The organism is Pseudoalteromonas sp. 2CM39R (assembly GCF_023161845.1).
On the sequence record NZ_JALNTM010000025.1, the window covers coordinates 66,669 to 89,831 of the forward strand.

Consider the following 23,163-nt stretch of genomic DNA (forward strand, 5'->3'; position numbering starts at 1 on the left):
AGCAATAAAGAGGCTAATTGCCTCTTTATCTAAATTTATGCTTAGTCGTTCAAGTACTCGTCAAAGTCGTCATCGCCTAAGTTTCTGCGCAAGCGTTTCTGTTCAAGATAGTCTTCCAACTTCTTCTTTACGCGTTGCTTTTTCTTGTCGTGTTGATTACGCCCGACCATTTCGTACTCGTCTTCAACAAAATCGTCATCTAGCGCGTCATAACTAAATGTCTTACCCACAACCCACTCCATAAAGTGTTTGAGACCAATTCTTGAGATTAAAATTTGCTCGATGAATTGGCAAAGTTTAAAAAGCTCAGTAGTAATTTAGTATCTAAAAAACCACCAAAATAAAGCCATACACCCATGCTAAATAGGTCATATGTCAATATTGTGAATAAATAGCGCTAAATTTGATTTCTGAAAAGTGAGAGTTTTTTATCGTTTCGATAAAAGTCATTTATGCATGTGTATTTTTTAGTTAATTTGACTAAAAAGTGGTTAAAAAGTTATTCCCCGCAATTTTTAAAAAAGCCTAAAAACACAACAAGATATTGAATTAATTAAATTTATAAATTTTGGCATTCAATTTGATTATGTATTTGTGTCATTTCAAACAGGAAAGAAAAAAATGAAAAAGTTATTGTTAGTAAGTTCTTTATTTATCGCTACCGGCGCAATGGCTCATAACGATAATGATACAAATATTTCATTCAGCGGTGAGCAGTGTGATGTTGAATTTATAAATGATGTACGCATTACACCAAGCGAGTTAGAAGTATACACAGCCGATAATCGCACTATGAAAATCATCGATCAGCACACTTTATATATCGATGGTCAAAGCGTGTCGCTTGATGCTTCACAACAGCAAGCAATTGCAGATTACTCAGACAGCTTACGCAGCCAACTTCCTGAAGTAGCAAATATCGCACTTGATGGCGTCAAAATAGCTGGTGTAGCCATCGAAGAAGTATCAAATGCTTTCAATATTGATGGACTAAGCGACATTTCAGAATTAATGGACGATATCAGCGTAGAAGTACAAAACGCTTTCTATCAGCAAGGTGCGTTCACCATGGGTCAGCAAAATTTCGAAAAATTTGGCCAAAACTTTGAGGACCAATTCGATGAGCAAATCGAATCGGCTGTCGAGTCAGCCATGATGCAATCGATGGGCAGTATTTTAGTTGCGCTAGGCTCTGAACTTTTAGGTTCAGGTGGCGACATGGATGAGTTTGAGCAACGTATGGAAAACATGGGCGCACAAATCGAAGCGCGTGTAGAAACACAGGCAGCTCAACTTGAAGAGCGTGCAGATGCATTATGCGGCAGCTTTGCTGATATCGCTCATAAAGAGCAAGAGCTAGTAGTTCTAGTACCAGAGCTAAAAGAGTATCAACTATTTACTTTTAAACAGAACGCAGAGTAATGAATTAACATCCCTGAACCAAAACACTTGGTCCTTTCGCGCAGAGCTTGCTCTGCGCTTTTTTATTTTTTGGCCAGCACAGTCAGTTGCGATAACGTTTTAATCGCCTGCTCTAAGTTTTCAGACCAAGGCAAGCCATAACTTAAGCGAAAACAGCTACGGTACTTTTTACCCGCTGAGAATATCAACCCTGGAGTAATGCTGATCCCGGCCTCTAATGCCAAGTGGAATAACTTTACCGCATCATATTGGCTACCAAGGTCAACCCAGATAACACACCCCCCTTGCGGGTTACTTATACGCGCACAACTTGGCATATATTGCTGCAGGCACCAAATCATACGTTCTTTATTGGTACTTAAGCGCTGTCTAAGCAAACGAATGTTACGGTCGTACTCACCGCTAGCTATAAACTCATACAAGGTCCACTGGTTTATAAGTGGCGCAGAGCAACTAAGCGCGCGTTTGTGTCGCCTTGCTTGTTCTGCAAACTTACCGGCAATGATCCAACCAATGCGGTAACTAGGTGCGGCTGTTTTTGAAAACGACGCGCAGGTGATCACTAAGCCCTTTTTTGAATAAGCTTGTGCAGGAGTGGCGCGCTTAGCTGTAAAATGTAAGTCGCCATAAACATCATCCTCAATAAGCACCACGTCACGCTGCTCTAAAAGTGCCACTAATTGCTCACGCTTGGCATCAGGCATAAAACTGCCAACTGGGTTATTTAATGAGGTTGAAAACACACAGGCTTTTATATCATGCTCATCGAGTGCTTGAGCCAAATCATCTAGCCATATTCCTTCATCGGGGCACAGCGGTATTTCCAGAGCCTTTAAGCCTAAGCTTTCAATTAATTCGATAATGCCAAAATAACAAGGCGACTCGATAGCAATAACATCACCGGGTTTAGCGACACACTTAAGGGCAATCGCCAACGCTTCTTGAGCACCATTGGTGATCACTAATTCATCGCTATCAACCCCAATACCAAAATCCAGATAGCGATGAATGAGTTGTTTTTTAAGTGGTGCAAAGCCATCCATCGGGCCGTAATTAATTGCCGATGCGCCAGCTAATGTCATTACTCGGCGCATTGTTCGTGCTAGCGCTTTATCTGTCGGTGCAGCGGCTACAGGGTTAGCGATACCAAATGGCACCACATTAGCCTTATGGATGGCACCATAAACTTGCTCTATTAAGCCTTGCTTATTGACTGTGGTCGGCTCTCGACTGAGCCTAACTCGCTTTGGTCGTGACTGATTTAACTGTGAAGACTTTAAAAAGTACCCTGACTTTTCTCTTGCTTCAATCAATCCTTGCCCTTCAAGTAATTGATACGCTTGTTTTACAGTAGGAATACTAATATTGAGCTTGTCTGCCATTTTTCTGAGCGAAGGTAATTTTTCACCCGGTAATAACGAGCCTTGCAAGCAAAGATCTCTAACTAGCTGAATAACTTGTTGATATAAGAACTCACTGTTACTACGACTGATAACTTGTGACATAGCCCACCAAACTGTATAGGTTGCATTTCTAGTTTTCTGTATATGTTAAGTATACAGAAGAGGATTAAAATGAACATACTTTCAATTTTTGGGTACTAACTATGAAAAGCGCCGCTCTCTACCTTGCTACAGTACTGATCTGGGGATCGACTTGGCTAGCTATTGAGTTTCAACTAGGTGATGTTGCTGTTGAGGTCTCTTTATTTTACCGCTTTGCCATTGCAGCTATTTTAATGTGGGCCTTTGTGCTCATGAAAAAGCTACCTATGCATTATTCACTGCGTGATCACGGATTTTTTGCTTTATTAGCCTTATTTAACTTTGGTTTAAATTATTTAGTGCTGTATTGGGCGCAGAACTATCTCACCTCAGCAATGGCCTCAATAGCGTTTTCGATGTTGCTATTGATGAACATTATTAACACCCGCTTGTTCTTCGCAAAGCCAATTGCGAAACGAATTTACTTTGGTGCTTTACTCGGCGTAATGGGTATTGCCAGCTTGTTTTGGCCACAAATTCAGCAATTCGACTTGAGTAATGGTGCGTTGGTCGGGTTACTACTTGCGCTATCTGGAACCTTTGTGGCTTCATTGGGGAATATGGTCAGCGTTCGAAATTCACAACGCAACATTGGCGTACTTCAAGGCAATGCCTGGGGTATGTTATACAGCGCTTTAGGTCTAGCTGCTTATGTTTTAGTCAGTGATGTTGAGCTTACATTTAACGCCCCAAGTAGCTATTGGGTATCGCTCTTCTATTTAGCAGTATTTGGTACCGTAATCGCATTTGCTTGTTACTTCGCGCTACTTAAAAACATCGGCCCTGAGCGCGCAAGCTATGTGATCGTATTATTCCCACTGGTTGCAGTGGTGTTAAGTACCTTATTTGAAGGATTCGAATGGCAAGCGAATACCTTTATGGGTTTTAGCCTAGTGTTATTCGGTAATGCTATCGTGCTGACTCCAACTCGACAAATTAAAGCATTTTTTGCTGCACGTAACTTGCAGCAAAAAAGCTCCGTCCCCAGTTAGAAGTGACTATGTCGCCTCTAACACCAAGCGCTGGCAAATTTGTCGGCGCTTTTTTATGGCATATGAAAACGAAGTGCTTGTTTGTGAATCTTAACTTTAGCCGGAGTAAAACCAACAAGCTCACCATCGGCTTCTATAGCCAACCCTTTCGTGGTGACCTCTGCAGTTGTTAACTGGGTATATTCTAGCGCTTGCAAACCATGATGCTTTACGAGCAGTAAATACAAAAAGCTGATCAGGTTTTTCAACAAACCGCCAGCTGGCATGCAGTAGCAATCAAGCTGACCATCATTTAACTTTGCCCGAGGGGCAATCTTTAAGCCACCACCAAAGTAATGATGATTAGCAAAAATCGTCGCTAAATTACTGTAGCTGAGTGCTTTACCATTAAACTCACCCTGAAGTGACTGTGCCTTAAATGAAAATAGCTGCTTGATGCCCTGCCAAGTGTAGCCAAACGAGCTAAAACTTCCGGCTTTATTTAGTTGAGTCACTACTTCTGCGTCAAAACCTATTCCCGCCACATTAATAAAATAGCGCTGATTGATTTGCCCAATATCGATTAACTCAGTACGGCTATTAAAAACAGCGTCATACCAAGCCTGTTGTTTACACGCAAAGCCACGAGCAAAATCATTTCCTGTGCCTGCCGGAATTAACGCGATAGAGCAGCGACTCATCATTAATGCATTAACAGCTAAATGCAGCGTCCCATCACCACCAATCACCACAACTTGAGTTTGGTTTTTAGCCAAAAGCGCTATATCAGCGCAATCATTCTCAAACTTGCCTGTGGTTAAATACAATTCAGGCTCAATCTGTCTTTTTTTACATTCTTTTAGTAGCCAATCAACACTGTTTTTATGATTTTTTTTGTCACTTGGCTTTATTATTATCAACATCAACGGTTACTTCTTTTCTTGCATGGCAAAAACACCAAACTCGTTCAAATTATATTAATCTGAATAAATAGTCACTTTCTCACTCTAAAAACGCATAAATAAAAATAATAAAAACTAAAAACCTTTATTTACCTACACTTCAGCGTTAAATAAGCTGCATAAGCATGCAAGATATCAGTAAGACAAAAAACTTAACCCCATGTTAATAAAAGGCTTTTGGATTAGAAAAAGTTATCCGACAGACTCAATTTTTATCGTTTTATTTTTGTCCAGTTTGATTGCAAAATACTCACGTTTTCAACCAAACACAACCTGGAGCAAAGTAATGAACCCAATTAATACATTAAACCAAAACGCTGCAACTCATGTTGCCGTAAAACCAACAAACCGCAAAGCAAAAATGTTGGCAAAAATAAATCGCTACGGCAAAAAGTTAGCTCTTGGCGGCGCAGTACAACACAAGTAATCCCCAACCATGGTTACTTTATCGGTGCAGTAAACACCCAACCACTAACGAAGATCCTTCTTTAGCTCCTCCGTTTACTGCTCCAACCCCTTTCTTTTAAGTTAAAAACAGCAATTAATTAAACCTTTTTACAAAAAACCCCCTCTTTACGCTCAAAAAACAAGCAAACAAACTTTTTCCTATTTACACAGCCGATTCAGCTAAGTATTATTCTCGCATCACGATGTGGAGAGATGGCAGAGTGGTCGAATGCACCGGTCTTGAAAACCGGCAGGGGTTTGTAGCCCCTCTAGGGTTCAAATCCCTATCTCTCCACCACTTATTTTTATTTGTTGATTAATTTCAGCAAATTACAATCAGAATTATGCGCTGGAGAGGTGGCCGAGTGGCCGAAGGCGCTCCCCTGCTAAGGGAGTATAGGGTTTGTAGCTCTATCGAGGGTTCGAATCCCTCCTTCTCCACCATTTTATTATTAAAAACCGCTTTTAAGCGGTTTTTTTATGCCCGAAAACTTGCACACTTCATTATATTTCATGCATGCTAAGTATCTATTTGCTACACAAAGTGATGCTATGTTTCGTTTTGCATTTTTTACTCTTGCCCTACTTGCCAGCGCCAACAGTCAAGCTACTATTTATAAGTGCATGATTGACGGGGTTGCCACTTTTACAGAGAAACCTTGTGGAAAAGATGCAGTAATCGTGAAAATTGCACCGCCACCAGCAACTAGCCAAACACCAGCTACAGAGCAGCCCCAAAAACCACAAAAGCCTGCCGACTTAAGTGTTGAAGATTATTTAAAAATTCAAAAAGCCGATCGTGAAATAGACCGCCTTCAGCTAGAAATTAAAGAACTACAAAAACAACAAAGTGAGCGCATCGATAAACTCAATAATATGACGCAAGATGCCGCAAACAGATTAGGGGCAGCGTCTATTGATGATGCTATCAGTAAACAAAGTGAGCGTATTAACGCTTACTATAAGAGCCAAATAAGCATCCTCGAAAAACAGGTAGCTCAGTTAGAAGAAAACAAAAAGCAGCTCAAAGAGCGAGGCACGCAATCCAATTAGCTTAACTTACTAAAACTGGTCAGACATGATATAACAACATTTGCTGATTTAGTTTAGGGGTCAATTGATTTGCACATTCACACGCTCGAAGGTTATATTCAAAATATCTATTTAGTTGAATATCCAGATAAATTGATGCTGCTTGATGGGTGTTGCCGTGCTGATGTTGATACAGTATTTGACTATATTACCGAACAACTAAAGCGCCCCATCACTGACTTAAAACTGATTGTAGTCACCCATATGCACCCAGATCATGCCGGTGGAGCGCATGCACTAAGAAAGTTAAGCGGCGGCAAAATAGCGACGTCGAATGCCCCAGGGCAATGGTATAGAGGCATTGATGGTTTCTTAATGCATTTAACCGATATTGCTTTAGCTTGGTGGGTCGCAGGTAGGTTAAATAAAAAACGCCACAACCTTTGGTACAGCCGCCATCTAGATGCAGATTATTACCTTGCCACTGATGCAACCCTGCCCGGCTTTGACGATTGGCAAGCACTACATAGCCCAGGTCACACTGACCGAGATATTAGCCTGTATCATATTCCTAGCGAGCGAATTTACATTGCTGATTTACTAGTGAAAGTAAAAGGGCAGCTTGTACCACCCTTTCCTGTTTTTTACCCAAAGCTGTATTTAAGCTCTTTGTTGATGCTAAAAGCGCTACAACCAAAACGGATTATGTTTGCCCACAGCAATGAAGTCAGTATTGATGACATCGACTTTGAGCAAATTTTAGCGCTGGTCCCCAAAAAACCAATGACGCATTGGCGTTCAGTCAAAGCAAAGGCTCGACAAGCACTTAATTTAAAGCGCTTTTCACAGTCGTGATAAAAGTATCTATATCCTGCTGATCATTATAAATATGAGCAGAGACTCTTAAGCCTAAGTGACGTTCATCAACCGCAATATTCGCAGCCTCAAGCGCAGCTTTAACAGCCGCTTGTTGCTCGCCAAAATGCATAATAGCCGTACCAGAGCATTTGTCAGCCTGTATGGGTGAGCGCATATAATCAGCTAATTGATCATGAAACTGAGCGAGCATTGCTAAGTTATGAGCACGTACTTTCTCAATACCAAGATCAGCAAAGTAATTAATACTATTCGAAGCCAGAATATAAGGTGCAACTGAAGGGGTACCGCCCCAAAAGCGCAACGCGGTTTGATGATAAGCAAAGTGCTTAATATCAAATTCAAACGGATTTTGATGAGAAAACCAACCAACATCTTGTGGCTGACAAAGTGAAAGCTGTTTGCTGTTAACCCATAAATAAGCAGCACCAGGTCCACCACATAACCATTTGACACTCGAGCCCAACATAAAATCGGCATCAAGCTTAGTTAAGTCGACCTCTAAAATGCCCGCAGACTGCGCAACATCAAGTAAGCTTAATGTGTTGTGTTGCTTTGCAATATTGATAATTTCGTTAATAGGCGCTTGCTGACCCGTGTTTGAATAAACATGACTAATAAAGACTAAATCAATATCATTATTCGCTAAATATGACAGCCAAATCTGCGCATCAGTTAAATCTTCATGCTTACCAATAAACACGATTTCAGCACTTTCAGGTAGGGCTTTTTGCATCGCAAAACCCATGCTTGGAAAGTCACTTTCTGCCATTAACACTTTGCAATTTTCTTGTTGCAGTCGCGGGTGCGACATCAACAGCTTGGTTAAACCACTCGATAAGTTAACTTGTGGACAAAATAACTCACTTTGCGAGTTAAATAATTTAGCGAGACTACTCGTAAATGCCTCAACACCTTGCAACCACTGTTGCCATGGCTCTTTATTTTCATTTTGCCAAGCTGCAAAAAATTGCTGATGAAAATGCTGCTCAGCAGATTTTAAGGGTCGCCCCACAGAGTGGTTAAGCAAATAGCTGCCTTGTGGAATTACAAAATCGTCTTTACTCATTACTTAATCCACTGTTTTAACTTAGTTAAATCATCAAACCTAGTTCGAATATCGTCCCTTTTTGCTGCCGCACGGCGATCACGTAACTGCTCTAGTGAGTTTAGTAACACATGCAAAGGCGGCCCACTGGCTGTGACTTTATCCATATGTTGTTGCTGCATTTGCTGTGAAGGCTGCGCTATGTATTTACTGACCAACTGGTTATGGTGGCCAATGGCAGTATCACCATGTAGTTTACACACTTGAATGAACAGCTTTAAGTTAGTTTGTAACCATTCGCTATCGCGCTCAGCTTCTGCCGCTAAAAAATCATCCATGATGCTTGTCATACGCATGCTTTCACGCAGGATCTGCTGATCTTCAGGCATCATATACAAGAATTTATCCACCAGCATTTGCGAGTAACTAGGTTCATTAGCAAAACAAAGACCAAGCAGTAAATCGATAACATTAATGCCCGCAAAATCACCAGCATTCGCGCCACGATATACCTCTTTACCTACTCGATACGGCTTGTAATACGGGCGTACACAATAGAAAAAGCGGTCTGTATCGAGCTTGTTGTATAACGTATTATTCGACTCAATCACATCAAGCAATGCTTGTTTTGCCACTGCGAGTAAATCTGCCGCTATAGGGTGTGATATCCCTAACGGCTGAATTTTTAATAAAGCATCTGCCGCGCGCTTATACGCTAAAATGCCCTTGGTATTGTAATCAATAAAGATTTTCTCATCTTCAAGGTCAGTAAAGCGCTTATACAAACCATCAACCGCTTTATTGTGGGTTGTTAAATGTGCCGTTGCAAAACGCGGGGTAACACCAATAGATGCACCGATGTGCATTGCCAACGCAGAGGCTTCAACAAGCGGTGAACTTGTTTCACGAGAAGGCTCAGTGATTTCATGTCGACGGCATGCCGCCATATACAAGCCAACATTACCTAATAAGTCAAAGGCATTATCAAAGCCTTCATCGGTATTGCCTTCTGCCAGTAAAGCACGAATATGCTCATTGCCCTCTTGCTCTAATTGACGTTTAAGGTGCTCACCGACACCCTCTACATTCGCTTTATCGTCTTGTTGCCAATATAGTTTTTCTAATTCGCTGTTGATCTCAACAAAACGGGTGCGAAGCCAGCTATCAAATGCCTTAGTGTTCTCAGTCACAGGCTCACTCCAAAATAATTATATTGCGATAATGTTAACAGAGTTCAATGAGTGCTAATCGCCAAAATATAGACTAGAATCCATCTAGATTAGTGAAAATCACTCAAATAAAGATGAAATTAGATAAAAAAGACCAACAATTACTTAATGCTTTACAGGATAATGCGAGAACTTCTGTTTCAGAGCTGGCACACTCGGTTAGCCTGTCCGATACCCCTTGCCTACGCCGCATTAAAAAGCTCGAATCAGCAAATGTGATCAGTGGTTACCATGCTGCCATCAATCCTAAAGCCGTTGATTTAAATGTGTCTGTGTATGCCTTTGTTCGCTTAAACCAGAACTCTGTTGCCGCTGCTGAGCAATTTGAACAGCAGGTTGAGAAGCTTGACCATGTACTTGAGTGTTCTGTTATTTCAGGCAGTTATGATTACCTGCTGAAGATCGTTGCCGCTGATTTAGAAAGCTATGAAAGCTTTGTGAAACATAAATTAGGTAGTATTGATTGTATTGCTAACATCGAATCGACAGTGGTCTTAAAACAAGCGTTCACTAAGCGTCATTTACCGCTCGCTTGACGCACCTTGCTTGCAAATAAAACATAACTCGATAAGCTAAAAACAGGCTTTAAAAGGATGCTTAAAATATGAAATTCATCAACTTAGTTGCTATCTCTTGGGCCATCAGTGGGCTCTTTAGCAGCTCATTAATGGCGCAACAACAAACCTGCCTTACTCAGCTTGAAGACCAAGAACTGATGATGAAAAGTAAGCGCGAAGGACTATTTAGAGAGCCATTACCACGCACCCATAGCACCTTTAGCTATAATATCGAGCAAGCATTTAGTGACTATTTAACCGCTGCTTACCTGCAAATTAGTAGCGAAAACCCGCGTGCTAGTTTGCCATGCCCTGTTTACACAGACACCTATCAGCAGCTTGTTGTACAAGGCGCTCGACCAGCTAACCCGACTGTTGCCGATTTAATAAGCCCATTTGAACTTAAACAGGCCAATAGCCGTAAAGCCGTGCTCTTGATCCACGGTTTAACCGACTCACCCTTTACCTATCACGACCTTGCACAAGTGTATTATCAACAAGGGTATACGGTACGCACAATTTTACTACCTGGGCATGGTACCGCTCCTGCAGCACTTAGAGACATAGATGCCGATGATTGGCAAAAGGCTAGCGTGTATGCCATTGAGCGCACATTAAAAGACTTTGACCAGGTGATATTAGGGGGGTACTCAACCGGTGCTGCACTGGTTATTGATTACTTAACTCAAGGCCCGGTCGATAATAAAATTACTGCTGCTATGTTGTTTTCACCTGCAAGCGAACCACATAATAAAAACGGTTGGCTGGCGAAATGGGTCGATGCGATTCCATTTGTGAATTGGATTGATAAAGACGCGGACCTTGATTTTGCCAAGTATGAGTCGTTTCCATTTAGTGCAGCCTCAGCTAGTCACGAAGCAATGAGCCGTATTAGCCTTGATGAACTACGTCATCGCCAACTCCCTAATGTAGCGATATTTAGCACCTTTAGTGATGTTGACACCACAATAGATAACCAAGCGACCTTTAAGATTTTAACTAAGCTGCACGACCCAAAAACACGCAAGAATAACCAGCTTGATCGGCTTGTATACTATGGTGATGACGATAATATTCCCGCCAGCTTTCCAGCTGATTACCAAATAATTCGTGATGACTGCGACACCGATGACTGTAAAAAAATCAAAGGAATGTCACATATTGGTATTGTTAATAAACCCAGCAACCCTTACTACGGTCGCACAGCATTGTATCGCAATTGCGGAAGCTACTTAGATGACGACAAGCTTTATACAGCCTGCAAATACCAAAAAGACGTTGTGATGGGTGAACGAACAGCCGAAAATTTACAAGCGCACAAACCCTTTGCACGACTCACGTTTAACCCTTATTTCGATAAGCTTGCTATGCATATCAACGGTTTTATCAAAGATATTGAATCGGCTGCACAATGAGTGAGTTTAGCCACCGCTGGTTTAATCGAATAAGTGAGGTTGATGCCACTCTTTGGCAATCATTTTTTGATGATACGCCCTTTACCGATCACGCTTTTTTAGCTGCTTTAGAACAAGCAGGCTGTGTGAGTGAAGAGTCGGGCTGGCAACCTATGCACCTAGCAATTTACCAGCAAGAACAGGTCATTGCCTTACTACCCGGGTATCTAAAATACCACTCTTATGGTGAATATGTATTTGACTGGGCTTGGGCTGAAGCCTATCAACAACATGGCCTAGAGTATTACCCTAAATGGCTGTGTGGCGTACCATTCACACCTATTGCAGGGCAAAGAATTAGTATAAATCACGATAACCCCACTGAAGTCTATGCTTACACTCAGCATGTACTCACAGCAACAGCAGCGCAGTTAGGCTGGTCAGGTTGGCATATAAATTTTTGCCACCAGCAACAAGCGACTGCATTAACTAGCGATACCGTAATGCAACGTCATGGCGTGCAGTTTCAGTGGTTTAATGAAGGCTATAATGACTTTGAGGACTTTTTAGCTTCACTCACCGCAAGAAAGCGTAAATCGCTCAAAAAAGAACGCGCTAAAATAACTGAACAGCAGATAGCCGTAGAATGGATCGAAGGTGCTGACATCAGCAAACAGCACATGCAGCAATTTAGTCATTTTTACCGCCAAACCTATTTGAAGCGCTCAGGCCACAATGGTTATTTGAATACCGCTTTTTTTGAGTTATTACAGCAAAGCATGGCCGACAAACTGGTGCTAATGTTCGCTAAATATCAAGGAGAGGTGATTGCCGCCACACTCAGCTTTAAAGATCAGAACTGTTTGTATGGTCGTTACTGGGGAACGAACTATGAGCTCGATAGTTTGCACTTTGAGCTTTGCTATTACCAAGGCATTGAATACTGCATTGCCAACAAACTTAAACAGTTCCATTCTGGCGCGCAAGGTGAGCATAAAATAAGTCGCGGTTTTAAGCCCGTATCTACCTATTCACTTCATCATATTCAGCACGGTGATTTTGCAGCTGCCATTAGCGATTTTATAACTAGAGAACGCCAACATATGGCGCTCTATAAAGTCCAATGCGAAAGCTTACTGCCTTTTAAACAGCAATAATTGGTTATTCGCTGGCATTTGCACATCTTCAACAAAGGATAAGCCAGCTTGCTCTGCAAGTTGGCAAATCGCTTCAAAATCACGAATCGCACTATTTGCATCTTGCTGTTTTAAAAAAGCATCGAATTCAGCATTACTAGCACTGGTAAACTTACCTTGGTACTTAAATGGTCCATAAATACACAGTTTACCTTTTGGCGCTAAATGCTTTGCTACACCTTGGAAAAAGCGCTCCACCAGCGGCCAGCTAATAATGTGCATTGTATTCGCCGTGAAAATGGCGTTCACAGTTTCAACCGGCCAAGGATCATTAAGGTCGAGTGTCAGTGGCGCATGCAAGTTAGTTAATGCAGCTTCTTGATGCCATTGTAAAATCCCCGGGTGATTAACCTCGCGATCACTACAATGCCACTGCAAATGTGCTAAATGCGTTGCAAAATGCACACTATGTTGCCCAGTACCTGAGCCAACTTCTAATACATCCGTCACATCACAAAAGAACTCTGCTAATACGTTTAAAATAGGTAATTTGTTGTTTTCACAGGCTTGAGAGAAGGGTTTATCCATACAAATTAGTGCACCATGTTTGGTAATTAGTGCACAACAGTAAAGCAAAAATAAATAATAAAGTCGCGGTGATTTTATTAGTTAAAAATATAAAGCCATTATTTTCAACAAGTTAAATTTATTAATCAATATTGGTACAGCTTATGCTATTTCTTAAGTGAATTAACCAATAGGAGCAATATTATGTATATCTCACCCTACACCGCTGTAGATGCAGCACTTGCAGCCAGCGAACGTGCTGAAAGCGAAAAAGCCGCCTTAACAAGTTGTGACGACAGAGCAACCGTGATCGATCTTCTTTCTCAATGTAACAAAGAAAATGTACAGGCGCCGAAAAAACATGAAACAGACCAGATTTTTATTCTCGGCTACAATTAATCACACACAGTTAATCCATTCAGTCTTAGCTTCATTATATAAGACTTGCACAAAAACCGATTAACTGTAATGATAACAATTATCATTACAGTTAATCGGTTTTTCTATGCACTCTCACAATGCTATGCTCCATTATCAGCGGCAAATGAAATGTGTTTGCCAAAGACCAGGGCTACATGCCCCTGCACTTGTTGCTAACTATGTTGAAGCGGGTTTAAACATTGCACGCTATTACGAAAAGCATCACAACTTTATTTTGCAAGAGCTGTATCTAAGACGCACCTTTCATGAACTACTTGAAAAGATGTGTGATTCATTAGTGCATAATGCAATTCGTAAACAATGTTTGGCTCAGCTTTATAAACCGCAACTTGCGCTAAAGCGTTACTACAAAACTCATAACTGTATTGAAAAGTATTTCAGTTTGGAGCGAGAAGCGTGCCTTCTCAGCCAAGAATTTAACCCGATTTAGGAGTGTTTATGAGCCAATTTAGAACCGAATCAGATAGCATGGGTGAGCTACAAGTCCCTGCGAATGCTTTGTATCAAGCTCAAACGCAACGCGCTATCAACAATTTTCAAATTAGTGGCTTAGCCATGCCTAAGCAATTTATCACCGCCCTCGCCTACATTAAGCAAGCTGCCGCTCAAAGTAATGCTGCTTTAGGCCATTTGAGCCAAGGCAAAGCCAAAGCCATTGAGCAAGCATGCCAAGAGGTCATCGATGGTAAGCATTTTTCAGAGTTTCCTGTTGATGTATTTCAGACAGGCTCTGGCACTAGCTCAAATATGAATGCCAATGAAGTCATTGCAACGCTGGCGAGCCAATTTGCAGGGGAAACCATTCACCCCAACGATGATGTGAACATGGGACAAAGCTCAAATGATGTGATCCCCACTGCGATTGCTGTAAGTAGCGCTATTAACATCATTTATGAGCTGTTTCCTAAACTCGATAAACTCAGTCAAAGCCTTCAAAACAAACAAGCCGAAGTGGGCCATATTGTGAAAACTGGTCGCACTCATTTAATGGATGCAATGCCTGTGAGTTTTTCACAAACACTGGCTGCATGGCAGTTACAAGTGGATCATGCAATGGCAGGCATTCGCCAAGCTCTCGAGCGAGCTTGTGAACTTGCACAAGGTGGTACAGCAGTTGGTACCGGCATAAATGCCGATCCAGCGTTTGCCGGTGAGTTTTGCCAACACTTGAGTGAGAATGTAGGTATTCGCTTTAGCCCAAGCAAAAACTTCTTTTATAACATCGGCTCACAAGACGCCATTGTTGCGCTGTCAGGCCAGCTAAAGGTACTTGCTGTAGCACAAATGAAAATAGCCAATGACTTGCGCTGGATGAACTCTGGCCCACTTGCAGGTCTTGGTGAAATTGAACTTGAAGCTCTACAGCCAGGTTCATCAATTATGCCGGGTAAAGTAAACCCTGTGATCCCTGAAGCGGCAGCGATGGTCAGCGCACAAGTAATTGGCAATGACGCGACCATTACAGTGGCTGGTCAAGCGGGTAACTTTGAGCTCAATGTAATGCTACCTGTGATTGCCTTAAACATTTTGCAAAGTATTGAACTGCTGGCAAATAGCAGTGAAGCTCTGGCAGATAAAGCGATAGACAGCTTTAAAGTAAACCAAAGCAATGTTGATAAAGCGCTCGCTAAAAACCCAATTCTGGTTACTGCACTTAATCCGGTGATCGGCTATAGCAAAGCCGCAAAAATTGCCAAAATAGCTTATCAAGAAGGTCGCCCTATTATTGATGTTGCTGCTGAGCATACGGATATTTCGCGCGAAGAACTGAGCGAGTTACTGAACCCAGCCAAACTAACCCAAGGTGGTTTGTAATACCTATTTATTGCAGATAGCTGTAAAACTTTTATCTTATTGTAGCTCTGTGAATACAGAGCTACTTACTGAAAGCTAACGTTTTTATTGCTCCACTTTGAGCAATGTGTATGATAGTGAGTACTTATTCAACGATTTTTAGGTATGTTATGCGCTATCCACTATTGGCAATTTTATTTCCTGTGTTATTAACTGCGTGCTCGGACGCTGCAACTAATGAACAAGCCGAATCAACGGCAACCAACAATAAACTTGTCGAGGCACCAAAAGCCGTTGAAATAAAAAACTCTGAGGAAGTGACCAAAGCAGCCCCAGATAAAGCCACTATTAGCTCTGCCCATGAGCAACTTAAACAATTAATCGATGATCCAAGCTGTGACAACAGCAGCCAATGTAAAGTATTACCTGTTGGTAGTCGTGCCTGTGGCGGCCCAAGTAGTTTCATTGTGTATTCAACTAAAACAGCTGACACTGCTGAGGTTGAAAAACTTGCAAAAGATATCACCGCCCTTGAAAAGCAATTTAACGCAGCAAACGACATGATGAGTATTTGTCAGCATCTAACCGCACCAGGTGCGCAGTGTTCTGAGAATACTTGTGTTAGAATCGAAGGCTCAGCGGCAAGTGTATACTAAGGAATAAGCAATAATGGTTCGTTCATCGACTTTCAAGAAACTTTTCATCACCACAACTGTGTTAGCAAGCATTGCTTTAAGCGGTTGCGAAACAACAACGTCGGGTAGCTCTGCACGCGTTGATTTAGGTGATTTAAATGATCAGCTGAACGATATCGTTAGCAATAATAGCTGTACTGCGAGTTTTCAATGTAAGGTGTTAGAAGTTGGTGAGCGAGCATGTGGTGGCCCAAGTCGCTATGTGGTTTATTCAACGTTAAACAACACACAAGAGCAAGCAGAGCAACTTGCAGAGCGAATTACAGCGGCTGAGAAGTCATCTGATCAAGCATTAACTGTTAACGATTGCTCACCAGTTCTGCCTGTACAATCGCTGTGTATTTCACAGCAGTGCCAAGCAATCGAGATTAAGTAAATAATGCAATAAGGCCGGAAACAATCACCACGCTGATGATACAAATCCCGGCCTTATATATGTACTTAACCTGCATTGTGTTATGCACCCAGTAAGCATAAATGTAGCGAACAAAGTAACTTGCAGCAGTGCCAAATAATGCAAAAATAACTAAATACGCAAGTAAAATAATATCCACAGTCATGCCACTTCTTTAAAACATCTAGTCTCAGTGTAAGGGCTTAAAGAAGTAAAGGCAAAACCTTAGCTTTTTTTACTGTGTTCAATGAGTAATTCAGCCACGCGCTGCTTCACAGCACGCTTATCATCGGCTGCAACACCAAAGCGCTCAGCCAATAAAGCAATCTCTTCATCATTTAAGTTAAACGATAAACGCTGTCTGGTTTTTTTCGACTTAACGTCGAGCTCCAAAATCTTACGGATCATATCTGATGGCGTAAGCTCTTGGTCAATGGCTTGCTTCTTAATTGATTTTTGCACTTCAGAGCTTAAATCAAACGCCATTTGCGTGGCTCTAACGGCTTGCTCCTGACGCTGCCATTTGGCTTTAGCATCACTCACTTGGCATCCCCAGGAAATAAGTCAACAATATCGCTAATTGGTCTGGTTAACGTCAGTGATACCTCTGTTTCACCGCCTTCCCAAATCTCAATATTTAAACTATGCGATTCATCATCTGAGCTTAAACAGATCATTTCACACGGTTCACCGCCTTCATCTTCATAACGAGGTAAAGGCTTATTACGGTAGTCCTTATTATGGAAATAACACACATAAGGTGCTTCTGATTGTTTGTAGCTCGATGCTAAAAAGTGACTAAAACGCTCCGGACTATTTTGCACGTTAATTGCCGTTAATTCGTCTTCATCAAAAATACGAGCGAACTCATCAAGGGTAAAAATCTCATCAACATCGTCGCGTTGAATTTTGATCGCAAAGTTTGCCCATTGTTCACCGTCATCTGATTCAATTTGCAAAAATACCACTTGGCCAGATTCACTCTCGAGTACCAACTCATACTCTGCACTACGTTGGTACTGATACGTTTGCACATCAATAACACGCAGTGTCTGTCCTTTTAACCAGCTTGGGTAAGCGAACGAATCAATCACTGTTAGCATATCACCAACGAGTAATTGGCTTGGATCAGTAAGCTGACGCTCTGGTGCTTTTTTAGATTTGAAAAAGTTAAACATTGGCTGACTCCTTGTTGAAGCAAAAAAGGTAACCCAGTGCGTGGGTTACCTTTTGTCTTTCCGTTAACTGATTAGCTATTTTGTTTTGCTTTAATACGCGCCAGAATATCCGCGCTTTTCGGATTGGTATCACCAATACCCGCTTCAGCCATTTTCGCTTTTAAATCATCGCCGTTAGTATCAGCTTCTAGTTGCTTAGCCGCACCTAACTGGTCTTGGCGGTCTTGCTGACGCTGCTTAATACGCTCTAGAGACTCGCGTGCAGATGTCATTGATGAGCTGTTCGTGTTTAGCGTGCTATTAACAGCCATTGTTGCTTGCTGAACACTTTCAGTCGTTTTAACCATTGTTAATTGACGTTGGTTTTCTTTAATCGACTTTTCAGCATCTTTAACTTGCTGCTTCAGCTGCACAATGTGGTTACTAAAACCAGCTAACACTTCTTCGTGCTCTGCTTTCTCAGCTTCAAAATCACCGATTTTTTCTGCGATTTCTAATGCTAGCGCTTCATTGCCTTTTTCAAGTGCTTGACCTGCATACGCTTCATGTTCTGCAATTGATGCATCTAGTGCGCTAATTTTACGCTTCGTTTGCATCTCTTTTGCCATTACTTCGGTCAGGCTTTTTTTAGCGCGTTGTAGGGCATTTTGTGCATCAGCAATTTCTTGTTCAAAGATACGGATACCGTTTGCATCAACAACTGCTTGTCCTGCTTCACGAGCGCCACCACGTACAGCTGTAAATAGTTTCTTTAAAATACTCATAATCTTAACTCCAGAAATTGCTAATTAATCGTTTAAATAAATGGTCACGGCTTCAAGTGCATCAATCGCATTGTCTGCCAGTGTTACCAACTCATGGGTAATATCATCAAACGATGAATTAACCGATAACGCGCCAAAAATAGCGTATTTATCATCAATTTTTGCAAATGCGCTTAATGGAATTGGTACATTTAAACGTAGTAACGTTTCGTTTAACTCATTACGCATATCTGCTTGTACTTCATTTTCAGCAAACAGATAGCTAATACACAGTAGTTGCTCTTCTGTTTGGGTAACAAAGATAGGTAACTCATCATTCCCATCGACGATAACTTGTAACACATCTTGCTCACCTTCGTTGGCAATCAAGAAAGACTCAAAGCTCACACCTTCTGTTTCAAAAGAAGCCAGTTTGATTGATAGTTCATTTAATTCCATGTCTCACCTTTTTACGTTTTGACATATTATGTCTGAGTTAAGATTTGCATAGCCGACATATTATGTCAACTATAAAATATCAATTTTTGTACAATTCGGTTTCAACTTGCCACGCTTGGCGGTAATAATCATATAAGGTTCCTGAACCTAATCTATTGACTTCAATCGTGTTTACTTGTTCAAAAAAATGATTCGGGAACACAAAAGAAGCCAACAAATATTCTTTGCTTACCCAACGAGATGGCACCGGTAATTCGTGAGTTTCGCGAATTCGCTGACTTGCTGATTTGCCAGCGGTGGTCGCGATAGTCCAACCCCATTGACCAAACGAAGGAATATTTTGTTGGTACTGCTCAACATAACCAAAGCCAGCAGCTTTCATTGTTTTAGCAATACTTAAAAATGCTTTCTTCGCATGATAAGGCGATGTTGATTGCACGGCTACAGCCCCATCAGGTGCCAACAACTGACGCACATGATTATAAAAATAATCACTGTACATCTTATTAAGATCAGGGTGATTAGGGTCTGGTAGGTCAATTAAAATAGTGTCAAAGCGCTCGCCTTTAGCAAGCATTGCTTCGACTTCTAAAAAGGCATCTGCAATGCGAATATCAGCGCGGGGATCGCTCATAGAGTGCTTATTTAGCGCTGTTAAACGTGTTCTGATTTCTTCTGGCGCATCATAGTCGCCGACATCATTACCAAATAAGTTTAACAACTGACCATCTAAGTCAACCAAGGTGACATGCTCTACTGGCCACTTCAGAACATCACGCAATGCAAGCCCATCACCACCCCCGATGATCAACACGCGGTCATGGCGATTTGAGGCCAACATAGCAGGATAGACAAGCATAGAATGATAAATTTGCTCATCCACACTTGAGAATTGTAAACGGCCATTGAGGTAAAGATCGGTAATTGCATTGGGCTGATTGCGGCTCAAACGCTCAGTTAAAACTAGGTGCTGATACTTAGTTGCTTGCGAGTAGATAACTTTATCTTTGTATAAAACATTGCTTAGGTTTTTCATCCAACTGGTGCCAAGCACGAGCACAAACGCAAAAAACACCAACAACAGCACATGGCAAACTAACAGTAACTTAGCGAAGCGAACATGTTGATGATAGCGCCATAAAAACACGAGACCGGCAATAATATTAAACAACGCCGTCCAAGCTGCTGCTTGCATAATTGGCATCGCAAGCATAATACTCACCCAAATAGCAGCACCGACACCGGCACCGATATAATCCGCCCCGTAAATAGTTCCCGCATTATTTTCTAAAAAGCGGCCATAAACTTGCTGGCGAATACGCGCAATCAGCGGGATCTCCATACCGATCAATAGCCCGAGTAACAGACCAAACACATAGGGTAAGAAACGTGACCACTCTTGTAGCTTTTCAAATACATAGCCATTAAGTACGGTATCTGCAGGCAAGTTAAAAATTTCGGAGAAGATATGCGGCAGTGAATAACTGACAGCAATAACGCTCGCTATCGCTAAAATACAGCCCATGCCAACCAAAGCAATTATGCTCTCTAGCCACGCGAAAGCAGTAAATGCATCTTTAAACCAACGTGCTAAAAATGCACCGATACCCATAGCGACAATCATGGTGCCGATCATGGCATAAATGGCACTCTCGACCGAGCCTAATACACGACCAGCATAATGAGATAGCAGGTATTCATAAATAAGGCCGCACCCAGCGAGTACGGCCATAACAGTTATTAATAGGAAATCATGCCCAAGTAGATTGGCTCTACTTGGGGCGCTTGTTGTAGTAGACACTTAATTAGGCACCTAACAAGGTTGCCATAGTCGAACCAATCGCAAATGAGATTGCTGCAGAGATAGCTGCTACACCCACGTTCTTCTGGCGGTTCACTTCATCTGAAATATCACAACCAGATAGGATGATTTTAATAGTCACTAAGTGTAGTAAAATGAAAGCAACTAAACTCACTGCTGCACTTAATGCCCAGTATCCTAAACTAGCAACAATGTTGTCAGCCGCATAAGGAGCAATACCTGATGCAGCCGTTAATGCCAATGCACTACCCACTAAAAAGCCAGCATAACGAATACCTACTGCTAAGTTACCGTCAATAACCGCTTGCTGTAAGCAATCACCACTGCGATTAGTACGCTTGAATAACTGTACTCGATATTGACTAATCAGTAGCATCGCAATGCTGCCAATGGCAAAAGCTGCGATCACAATTGGAATACCGTGCCAGCCTTCGGTCGCAACCCAAAATAAAGCTGAGCGAATAACAATAGCCACACTCACAACATGGCCAAAATCAATGAGTGCAGCAGTAGCATTACCTTTTACGATTTCGTCATGCAGGCTCACTTTACGAAGCGCTACCTTGTCTTGGAAGAAGTGACCTAGCTTGATAAGCACAATCGCCATCACACCATAACCTAGCATTTGTAATGCTTCTTGTTGTAAGGTCGGTGCAAATGCGCCGCTGCTCACGCCACTTAGAACAATAGCAAGTGCCACAAGCCCAGCCGCAAAACTAATACCAAAAGCAAAATTGTCACGCTCAGTTATTTCATCATTAGCGTGTAAGTTAGATACCCAGCCTTTGATAAATTTTAGGCTGACAAATAAAGCGATAATGATTGCAAAGTCGATTGCTAAAGCTTGCAACGACCAAGTTGTTATTCCATTAAATTCATACATGTGTTGTAACTCCGGTGGTTATTCTTTTCACTACTTACCGCGGCTAATGCCACGTGATGTTCTGCTCGAGCTGTTACGTAATGACCCAGAGCTTCTACTGTAACTACTGCTAGAAGCATAGCTACTACGTGTGCGTGGCGGCGTATAGCTGCTACGGCTTAATCCAGATGCGCCACTACGCTTCTTGGCATACGGACTAGTGAATTGTTTACCTTGGCGTTGATAAGACTGACGAGTACGTGTCTCTACCGTTTGTTGTGCTTTAATCTGTTTTGGGCTCGAATAACGGTAACGGCCATAGTCATTGTAATAGCTGTACTTTCTGTGGCGGCTCCAGCGACCATACTCAACTCGGTCGAATACATCGCCTAACATACGATACATCCCGTACCAAACCCAAAAGCTGGTACCGCTGCTATTCGTTTGCCATTGCCCATAGTTAGGATTACCAACTAACTGGTTACCAACACTTTCACCTTCAGCGGCCTCACTAATTGCGCCAACCCGTGCCAGTGACCCCTGCGACATATCAGCAAGCATATTGATAGGATCGGTAAGCGCATCTTGAAATAAGGATGGCTTGGCAGCATCACGAATAAGATCAAGTTGATGAAGAGTATCTTCATATGGTGGTATTAGATAAGTAGACTTAACATCAGCTAAGCGTTGTGTAAGACCTGAATAAATAGCCCCTTCACGTGTCGCATCAAGACTAATTACACGGGCGATCTCAGAAAGTTGCGGTTGCTGCTCAGCAAGCACCTTGCCGTATTGTTTAAGTATCGTCGCATTACGCAAAGAGCCATTATCAAGCGCTGTACCGAGTTGATTTAATTCAACTTCAGCTTTTTCTATGGATTGTTGTATTGTTTGTTTCAGCTGCTCTTCTTTCGACTCACAGCCCATAAGCAAGCTTACCAAACAAAACAGGCTAATAAGTTTCCAAGCTTTTATTTGAGACATTCATGTCACCTGATTGTGGTTTAAAAACGCAAATAGTTTTACATAGCTCAGGTACTAAACCAAGATTAAAATTGCAACAAAGGGTAAATTGGGTTGGTAAGTTGGGTAGAGCGAAGCGAAACCCAACACAGAGCTATCAGCTTTCAGCCGCGCGGTGTGGGTGTTTGGTGCTGCGTCTTCCTCTGCTGGAGGTTCTAGGTTCTAGGTTCTAGGTTCTAGGTTCTAGGTTCTAGGTTCTAGGCAAAGTGTACTTGTTCGAATGGCTTTAGCCGTGAATGTGTTTGTTAAGGTCTGAATTCGGCACTGAAGTGCCTCCTACGGGGGTTGTTGCTGAGGGAGGCACTGTACTAAACAACCCAACAGTTCAACTTTACCCTTGCTAACTTGCAACTCGCTAACTCGTGTTGGGTTTCGCTTCGCTCTACCCAACCTACCTGGCTGACAGCTCCAAACGCAAAAAAGCCCGACTCTTTCGAATCGGGCTTTCTCTTATTTGGAGCCTGGCGATGACCTACTTTCACATAGCAGCTGCTACACTATCATCGGCGCTGTTTCGTTTCACTACTGAGTTCGGCATGGGGTCAGGTGGGTCCAAAACGCTATTGT

The 23,163-nt window shown here is 42.0% G+C and carries 27 protein-coding genes, 2 tRNA genes and 1 rRNA gene; 15 read left to right on the forward strand and 15 right to left on the reverse strand.

Going from position 1 to position 23,163, the window contains the following annotated elements:
• Positions 1-41: 41 nt before the first annotated feature.
• The gene (locus tag MTF66_RS33080) at positions 42-230 is read right to left on the reverse strand and encodes a PA3496 family putative envelope integrity protein (protein WP_082389337.1); all 189 of its coding nucleotides are present in this window, start codon (positions 228-230) and stop codon (positions 42-44) included.
• 391 nt (positions 231-621) lie between these two features.
• Between MTF66_RS33080 and MTF66_RS33085 the strand changes: the two genes are divergently transcribed.
• Positions 622-1,422 carry a YggN family protein gene (locus MTF66_RS33085; RefSeq protein ID WP_054563710.1) on the forward strand — a complete coding sequence of 267 codons (801 nt, stop codon included), beginning with the start codon at positions 622-624 and terminating at the stop codon, positions 1,420-1,422.
• A 62-nt stretch (positions 1,423-1,484) separates the two neighbouring features.
• Here MTF66_RS33085 and MTF66_RS33090 read toward each other — a convergent pair whose 3' ends face one another.
• Entirely contained in the window at positions 1,485-2,927 is a 1,443-nt protein-coding gene (locus tag MTF66_RS33090) for a PLP-dependent aminotransferase family protein (protein ID WP_239964694.1), read from the reverse strand.
• Between the two features lie 101 nt (positions 2,928-3,028).
• Here MTF66_RS33090 and MTF66_RS33095 point away from each other — a divergent pair, with 101 nt between their 5' ends.
• Positions 3,029-3,958, forward strand: a complete 930-nt coding sequence (locus tag MTF66_RS33095; RefSeq protein ID WP_248529872.1) for a DMT family transporter — start codon at positions 3,029-3,031, stop codon at positions 3,956-3,958.
• 53 nt (positions 3,959-4,011) lie between these two features.
• Here the strand turns inward: MTF66_RS33095 and MTF66_RS33100 are convergent, their stop codons facing one another.
• A complete protein-coding gene (locus tag MTF66_RS33100; protein WP_248529874.1) occupies positions 4,012-4,860 on the reverse strand; it encodes a diacylglycerol kinase family protein in 849 nt (282 codons plus the stop codon).
• Between the two features lie 325 nt (positions 4,861-5,185).
• On the opposite strand from MTF66_RS33100, the gene MTF66_RS33105 reads away from it, so the two are divergent.
• The 5 genes from MTF66_RS33105 to MTF66_RS33125 all read left to right on the forward strand — a co-directional run bounded on the left by MTF66_RS33105 (position 5,186) and on the right by MTF66_RS33125 (position 7,233).
• A complete protein-coding gene (locus MTF66_RS33105; protein WP_248529875.1) occupies positions 5,186-5,326 on the forward strand; it encodes a hypothetical protein in 141 nt (46 codons plus the stop codon).
• A gap of 227 nt (positions 5,327-5,553) precedes the next feature.
• A tRNA-Ser gene (locus MTF66_RS33110) sits at positions 5,554-5,644 on the forward strand.
• Positions 5,645-5,697: 53 nt separating this feature from the next.
• Positions 5,698-5,790, forward strand: a tRNA-Ser gene (locus tag MTF66_RS33115).
• Positions 5,791-5,898: 108 nt separating this feature from the next.
• Complete coding sequence (locus MTF66_RS33120) at positions 5,899-6,399, forward strand: DUF4124 domain-containing protein (protein ID WP_248529877.1); 501 nt, start codon at positions 5,899-5,901, stop codon at positions 6,397-6,399.
• A gap of 69 nt (positions 6,400-6,468) precedes the next feature.
• Complete coding sequence (locus tag MTF66_RS33125; protein ID WP_058585367.1) at positions 6,469-7,233, forward strand: MBL fold metallo-hydrolase; 765 nt, start codon at positions 6,469-6,471, stop codon at positions 7,231-7,233.
• Here the strand turns inward: MTF66_RS33125 and MTF66_RS33130 are convergent.
• Both MTF66_RS33130 and MTF66_RS33135 read right to left on the reverse strand, forming a co-directional pair.
• Positions 7,205-8,323, reverse strand: a complete 1,119-nt coding sequence (locus tag MTF66_RS33130; RefSeq protein ID WP_248529878.1) for an aminotransferase class V-fold PLP-dependent enzyme — start codon at positions 8,321-8,323, stop codon at positions 7,205-7,207. The genes MTF66_RS33125 and MTF66_RS33130 overlap by 29 nt on opposite strands.
• Positions 8,323-9,492, reverse strand: coding sequence for a monodechloroaminopyrrolnitrin synthase PrnB family protein (locus tag MTF66_RS33135; RefSeq protein ID WP_054563718.1), 1,170 nt, complete (start codon positions 9,490-9,492; stop codon positions 8,323-8,325). Before MTF66_RS33135 ends, MTF66_RS33130 begins: the two co-directional genes overlap by 1 nt.
• A 113-nt stretch (positions 9,493-9,605) precedes the next feature.
• On the opposite strand from MTF66_RS33135, the gene MTF66_RS33140 reads away from it, so the two are divergent.
• The 3 genes from MTF66_RS33140 (at position 9,606) to MTF66_RS33150 (ending at position 12,639) form a co-directional block, all read left to right on the forward strand.
• Entirely contained in the window at positions 9,606-10,067 is a 462-nt protein-coding gene (locus tag MTF66_RS33140; RefSeq protein WP_062566269.1) for an Lrp/AsnC family transcriptional regulator, read from the forward strand.
• A 68-nt stretch (positions 10,068-10,135) separates the two neighbouring features.
• The gene (locus MTF66_RS33145; RefSeq protein ID WP_248529880.1) at positions 10,136-11,503 is read left to right on the forward strand and encodes a carboxylesterase; all 1,368 of its coding nucleotides are present in this window, start codon (positions 10,136-10,138) and stop codon (positions 11,501-11,503) included.
• Complete coding sequence (locus MTF66_RS33150) at positions 11,500-12,639, forward strand: GNAT family N-acetyltransferase (protein ID WP_248529881.1); 1,140 nt, start codon at positions 11,500-11,502, stop codon at positions 12,637-12,639. The genes MTF66_RS33145 and MTF66_RS33150 overlap by 4 nt, the downstream gene beginning before the upstream one ends.
• On the opposite strand, the gene MTF66_RS33155 is transcribed toward MTF66_RS33150, so the two are convergent.
• Positions 12,616-13,206: a DUF938 domain-containing protein gene (locus tag MTF66_RS33155; protein ID WP_248529883.1), complete on the reverse strand. Its 591-nt coding sequence runs from the start codon at positions 13,204-13,206 to the stop codon at positions 12,616-12,618. The genes MTF66_RS33150 and MTF66_RS33155 overlap by 24 nt on opposite strands.
• Positions 13,207-13,389: 183 nt before the next feature.
• On the opposite strand from MTF66_RS33155, the gene MTF66_RS33160 reads away from it, so the two are divergent.
• The 5 genes from MTF66_RS33160 to MTF66_RS33180 all read left to right on the forward strand — a co-directional run bounded on the left by MTF66_RS33160 (position 13,390) and on the right by MTF66_RS33180 (position 16,491).
• Positions 13,390-13,584 carry a hypothetical protein gene (locus MTF66_RS33160; protein ID WP_054554610.1) on the forward strand — a complete coding sequence of 65 codons (195 nt, stop codon included), beginning with the start codon at positions 13,390-13,392 and terminating at the stop codon, positions 13,582-13,584.
• A gap of 106 nt (positions 13,585-13,690) precedes the next feature.
• Entirely contained in the window at positions 13,691-14,056 is a 366-nt protein-coding gene (locus MTF66_RS33165) for a hypothetical protein (RefSeq protein WP_054554609.1), read from the forward strand.
• A gap of 8 nt (positions 14,057-14,064) precedes the next feature.
• Complete coding sequence (locus MTF66_RS33170; protein ID WP_248529885.1) at positions 14,065-15,441, forward strand: aspartate ammonia-lyase; 1,377 nt, start codon at positions 14,065-14,067, stop codon at positions 15,439-15,441.
• A gap of 149 nt (positions 15,442-15,590) precedes the next feature.
• Complete coding sequence (locus MTF66_RS33175) at positions 15,591-16,076, forward strand: hypothetical protein (protein ID WP_248529887.1); 486 nt, start codon at positions 15,591-15,593, stop codon at positions 16,074-16,076.
• 13 nt (positions 16,077-16,089) lie between these two features.
• Positions 16,090-16,491, forward strand: a complete 402-nt coding sequence (locus MTF66_RS33180) for a hypothetical protein (RefSeq protein WP_058585357.1) — start codon at positions 16,090-16,092, stop codon at positions 16,489-16,491.
• Here MTF66_RS33180 and MTF66_RS33185 read toward each other — a convergent pair.
• The 9 genes from MTF66_RS33185 to rrf all read right to left on the reverse strand — a co-directional run.
• Entirely contained in the window at positions 16,484-16,669 is a 186-nt protein-coding gene (locus tag MTF66_RS33185) for a hypothetical protein (RefSeq protein ID WP_054554683.1), read from the reverse strand. The genes MTF66_RS33180 and MTF66_RS33185 overlap by 8 nt on opposite strands.
• 65 nt (positions 16,670-16,734) lie before the next feature.
• Positions 16,735-17,052, reverse strand: a complete 318-nt coding sequence (locus MTF66_RS33190; RefSeq protein WP_054554605.1) for a hypothetical protein — start codon at positions 17,050-17,052, stop codon at positions 16,735-16,737.
• The gene (locus MTF66_RS33195; RefSeq protein ID WP_055199258.1) at positions 17,049-17,687 is read right to left on the reverse strand and encodes a hypothetical protein; all 639 of its coding nucleotides are present in this window, start codon (positions 17,685-17,687) and stop codon (positions 17,049-17,051) included. Before MTF66_RS33195 ends, MTF66_RS33190 begins: the two co-directional genes overlap by 4 nt.
• Positions 17,688-17,758: 71 nt before the next feature.
• A complete protein-coding gene (locus MTF66_RS33200; RefSeq protein ID WP_239977995.1) occupies positions 17,759-18,451 on the reverse strand; it encodes a PspA/IM30 family protein in 693 nt (230 codons plus the stop codon).
• A 24-nt stretch (positions 18,452-18,475) separates the two neighbouring features.
• Positions 18,476-18,889 (reverse strand): YjfI family protein, encoded by a 414-nt coding sequence (locus tag MTF66_RS33205; protein WP_054563728.1) that lies wholly within the window; start codon positions 18,887-18,889, stop codon positions 18,476-18,478.
• Between the two features lie 79 nt (positions 18,890-18,968).
• Entirely contained in the window at positions 18,969-20,621 is a 1,653-nt protein-coding gene (locus MTF66_RS33210; RefSeq protein WP_374237673.1) for a polyamine aminopropyltransferase, read from the reverse strand.
• 73 nt (positions 20,622-20,694) lie between these two features.
• Positions 20,695-21,594, reverse strand: coding sequence for a DUF350 domain-containing protein (locus MTF66_RS33215; protein ID WP_054563730.1), 900 nt, complete (start codon positions 21,592-21,594; stop codon positions 20,695-20,697).
• Positions 21,595-21,624: 30 nt separating this feature from the next.
• Positions 21,625-22,557, reverse strand: coding sequence for a hypothetical protein (locus MTF66_RS33220; protein ID WP_058585354.1), 933 nt, complete (start codon positions 22,555-22,557; stop codon positions 21,625-21,627).
• 498 nt (positions 22,558-23,055) lie between these two features.
• Positions 23,056-23,163 (reverse strand): 5S ribosomal RNA (gene rrf / locus MTF66_RS33225); the annotation flags it as partial.

What these genes read in the sequence shown, in the direction of transcription:
- MTF66_RS33085 (WP_054563710.1), top strand. Translation starts at nt 622, where the DNA reads ATGAAAAAGTTATTGTTAGTAAGTTCTTTATTTATCGCTACCGGCGCA.
- MTF66_RS33090 (WP_239964694.1), bottom strand. Translation starts at nt 2,927, where the DNA reads ATGTCACAAGTTATCAGTCGTAGTAACAGTGAGTTCTTATATCAACAA.
- MTF66_RS33095 (WP_248529872.1), top strand. Translation starts at nt 3,029, where the DNA reads ATGAAAAGCGCCGCTCTCTACCTTGCTACAGTACTGATCTGGGGATCG.
- MTF66_RS33100 (WP_248529874.1), bottom strand. Translation starts at nt 4,860, where the DNA reads ATGTTGATAATAATAAAGCCAAGTGACAAAAAAAATCATAAAAACAGT.
- MTF66_RS33105 (WP_248529875.1), top strand. Translation starts at nt 5,186, where the DNA reads ATGAACCCAATTAATACATTAAACCAAAACGCTGCAACTCATGTTGCC.
- MTF66_RS33120 (WP_248529877.1), top strand. Translation starts at nt 5,899, where the DNA reads ATGTTTCGTTTTGCATTTTTTACTCTTGCCCTACTTGCCAGCGCCAAC.
- MTF66_RS33130 (WP_248529878.1), bottom strand. Translation starts at nt 8,323, where the DNA reads ATGAGTAAAGACGATTTTGTAATTCCACAAGGCAGCTATTTGCTTAAC.
- MTF66_RS33140 (WP_062566269.1), top strand. Translation starts at nt 9,606, where the DNA reads ATGAAATTAGATAAAAAAGACCAACAATTACTTAATGCTTTACAGGAT.
- MTF66_RS33145 (WP_248529880.1), top strand. Translation starts at nt 10,136, where the DNA reads ATGAAATTCATCAACTTAGTTGCTATCTCTTGGGCCATCAGTGGGCTC.
- MTF66_RS33150 (WP_248529881.1), top strand. Translation starts at nt 11,500, where the DNA reads ATGAGTGAGTTTAGCCACCGCTGGTTTAATCGAATAAGTGAGGTTGAT.
- MTF66_RS33155 (WP_248529883.1), bottom strand. Translation starts at nt 13,206, where the DNA reads ATGGATAAACCCTTCTCTCAAGCCTGTGAAAACAACAAATTACCTATT.
- MTF66_RS33160 (WP_054554610.1), top strand. Translation starts at nt 13,390, where the DNA reads ATGTATATCTCACCCTACACCGCTGTAGATGCAGCACTTGCAGCCAGC.
- MTF66_RS33165 (WP_054554609.1), top strand. Translation starts at nt 13,691, where the DNA reads ATGCACTCTCACAATGCTATGCTCCATTATCAGCGGCAAATGAAATGT.
- MTF66_RS33170 (WP_248529885.1), top strand. Translation starts at nt 14,065, where the DNA reads ATGAGCCAATTTAGAACCGAATCAGATAGCATGGGTGAGCTACAAGTC.
- MTF66_RS33175 (WP_248529887.1), top strand. Translation starts at nt 15,591, where the DNA reads ATGCGCTATCCACTATTGGCAATTTTATTTCCTGTGTTATTAACTGCG.
- MTF66_RS33180 (WP_058585357.1), top strand. Translation starts at nt 16,090, where the DNA reads ATGGTTCGTTCATCGACTTTCAAGAAACTTTTCATCACCACAACTGTG.
- MTF66_RS33195 (WP_055199258.1), bottom strand. Translation starts at nt 17,687, where the DNA reads ATGTTTAACTTTTTCAAATCTAAAAAAGCACCAGAGCGTCAGCTTACT.
- MTF66_RS33200 (WP_239977995.1), bottom strand. Translation starts at nt 18,451, where the DNA reads ATGAGTATTTTAAAGAAACTATTTACAGCTGTACGTGGTGGCGCTCGT.
- MTF66_RS33205 (WP_054563728.1), bottom strand. Translation starts at nt 18,889, where the DNA reads ATGGAATTAAATGAACTATCAATCAAACTGGCTTCTTTTGAAACAGAA.
- MTF66_RS33210 (WP_374237673.1), bottom strand. Translation starts at nt 20,621, where the DNA reads ATGGCCGTACTCGCTGGGTGCGGCCTTATTTATGAATACCTGCTATCT.
- MTF66_RS33215 (WP_054563730.1), bottom strand. Translation starts at nt 21,594, where the DNA reads ATGTATGAATTTAATGGAATAACAACTTGGTCGTTGCAAGCTTTAGCA.
- MTF66_RS33220 (WP_058585354.1), bottom strand. Translation starts at nt 22,557, where the DNA reads ATGTCTCAAATAAAAGCTTGGAAACTTATTAGCCTGTTTTGTTTGGTA.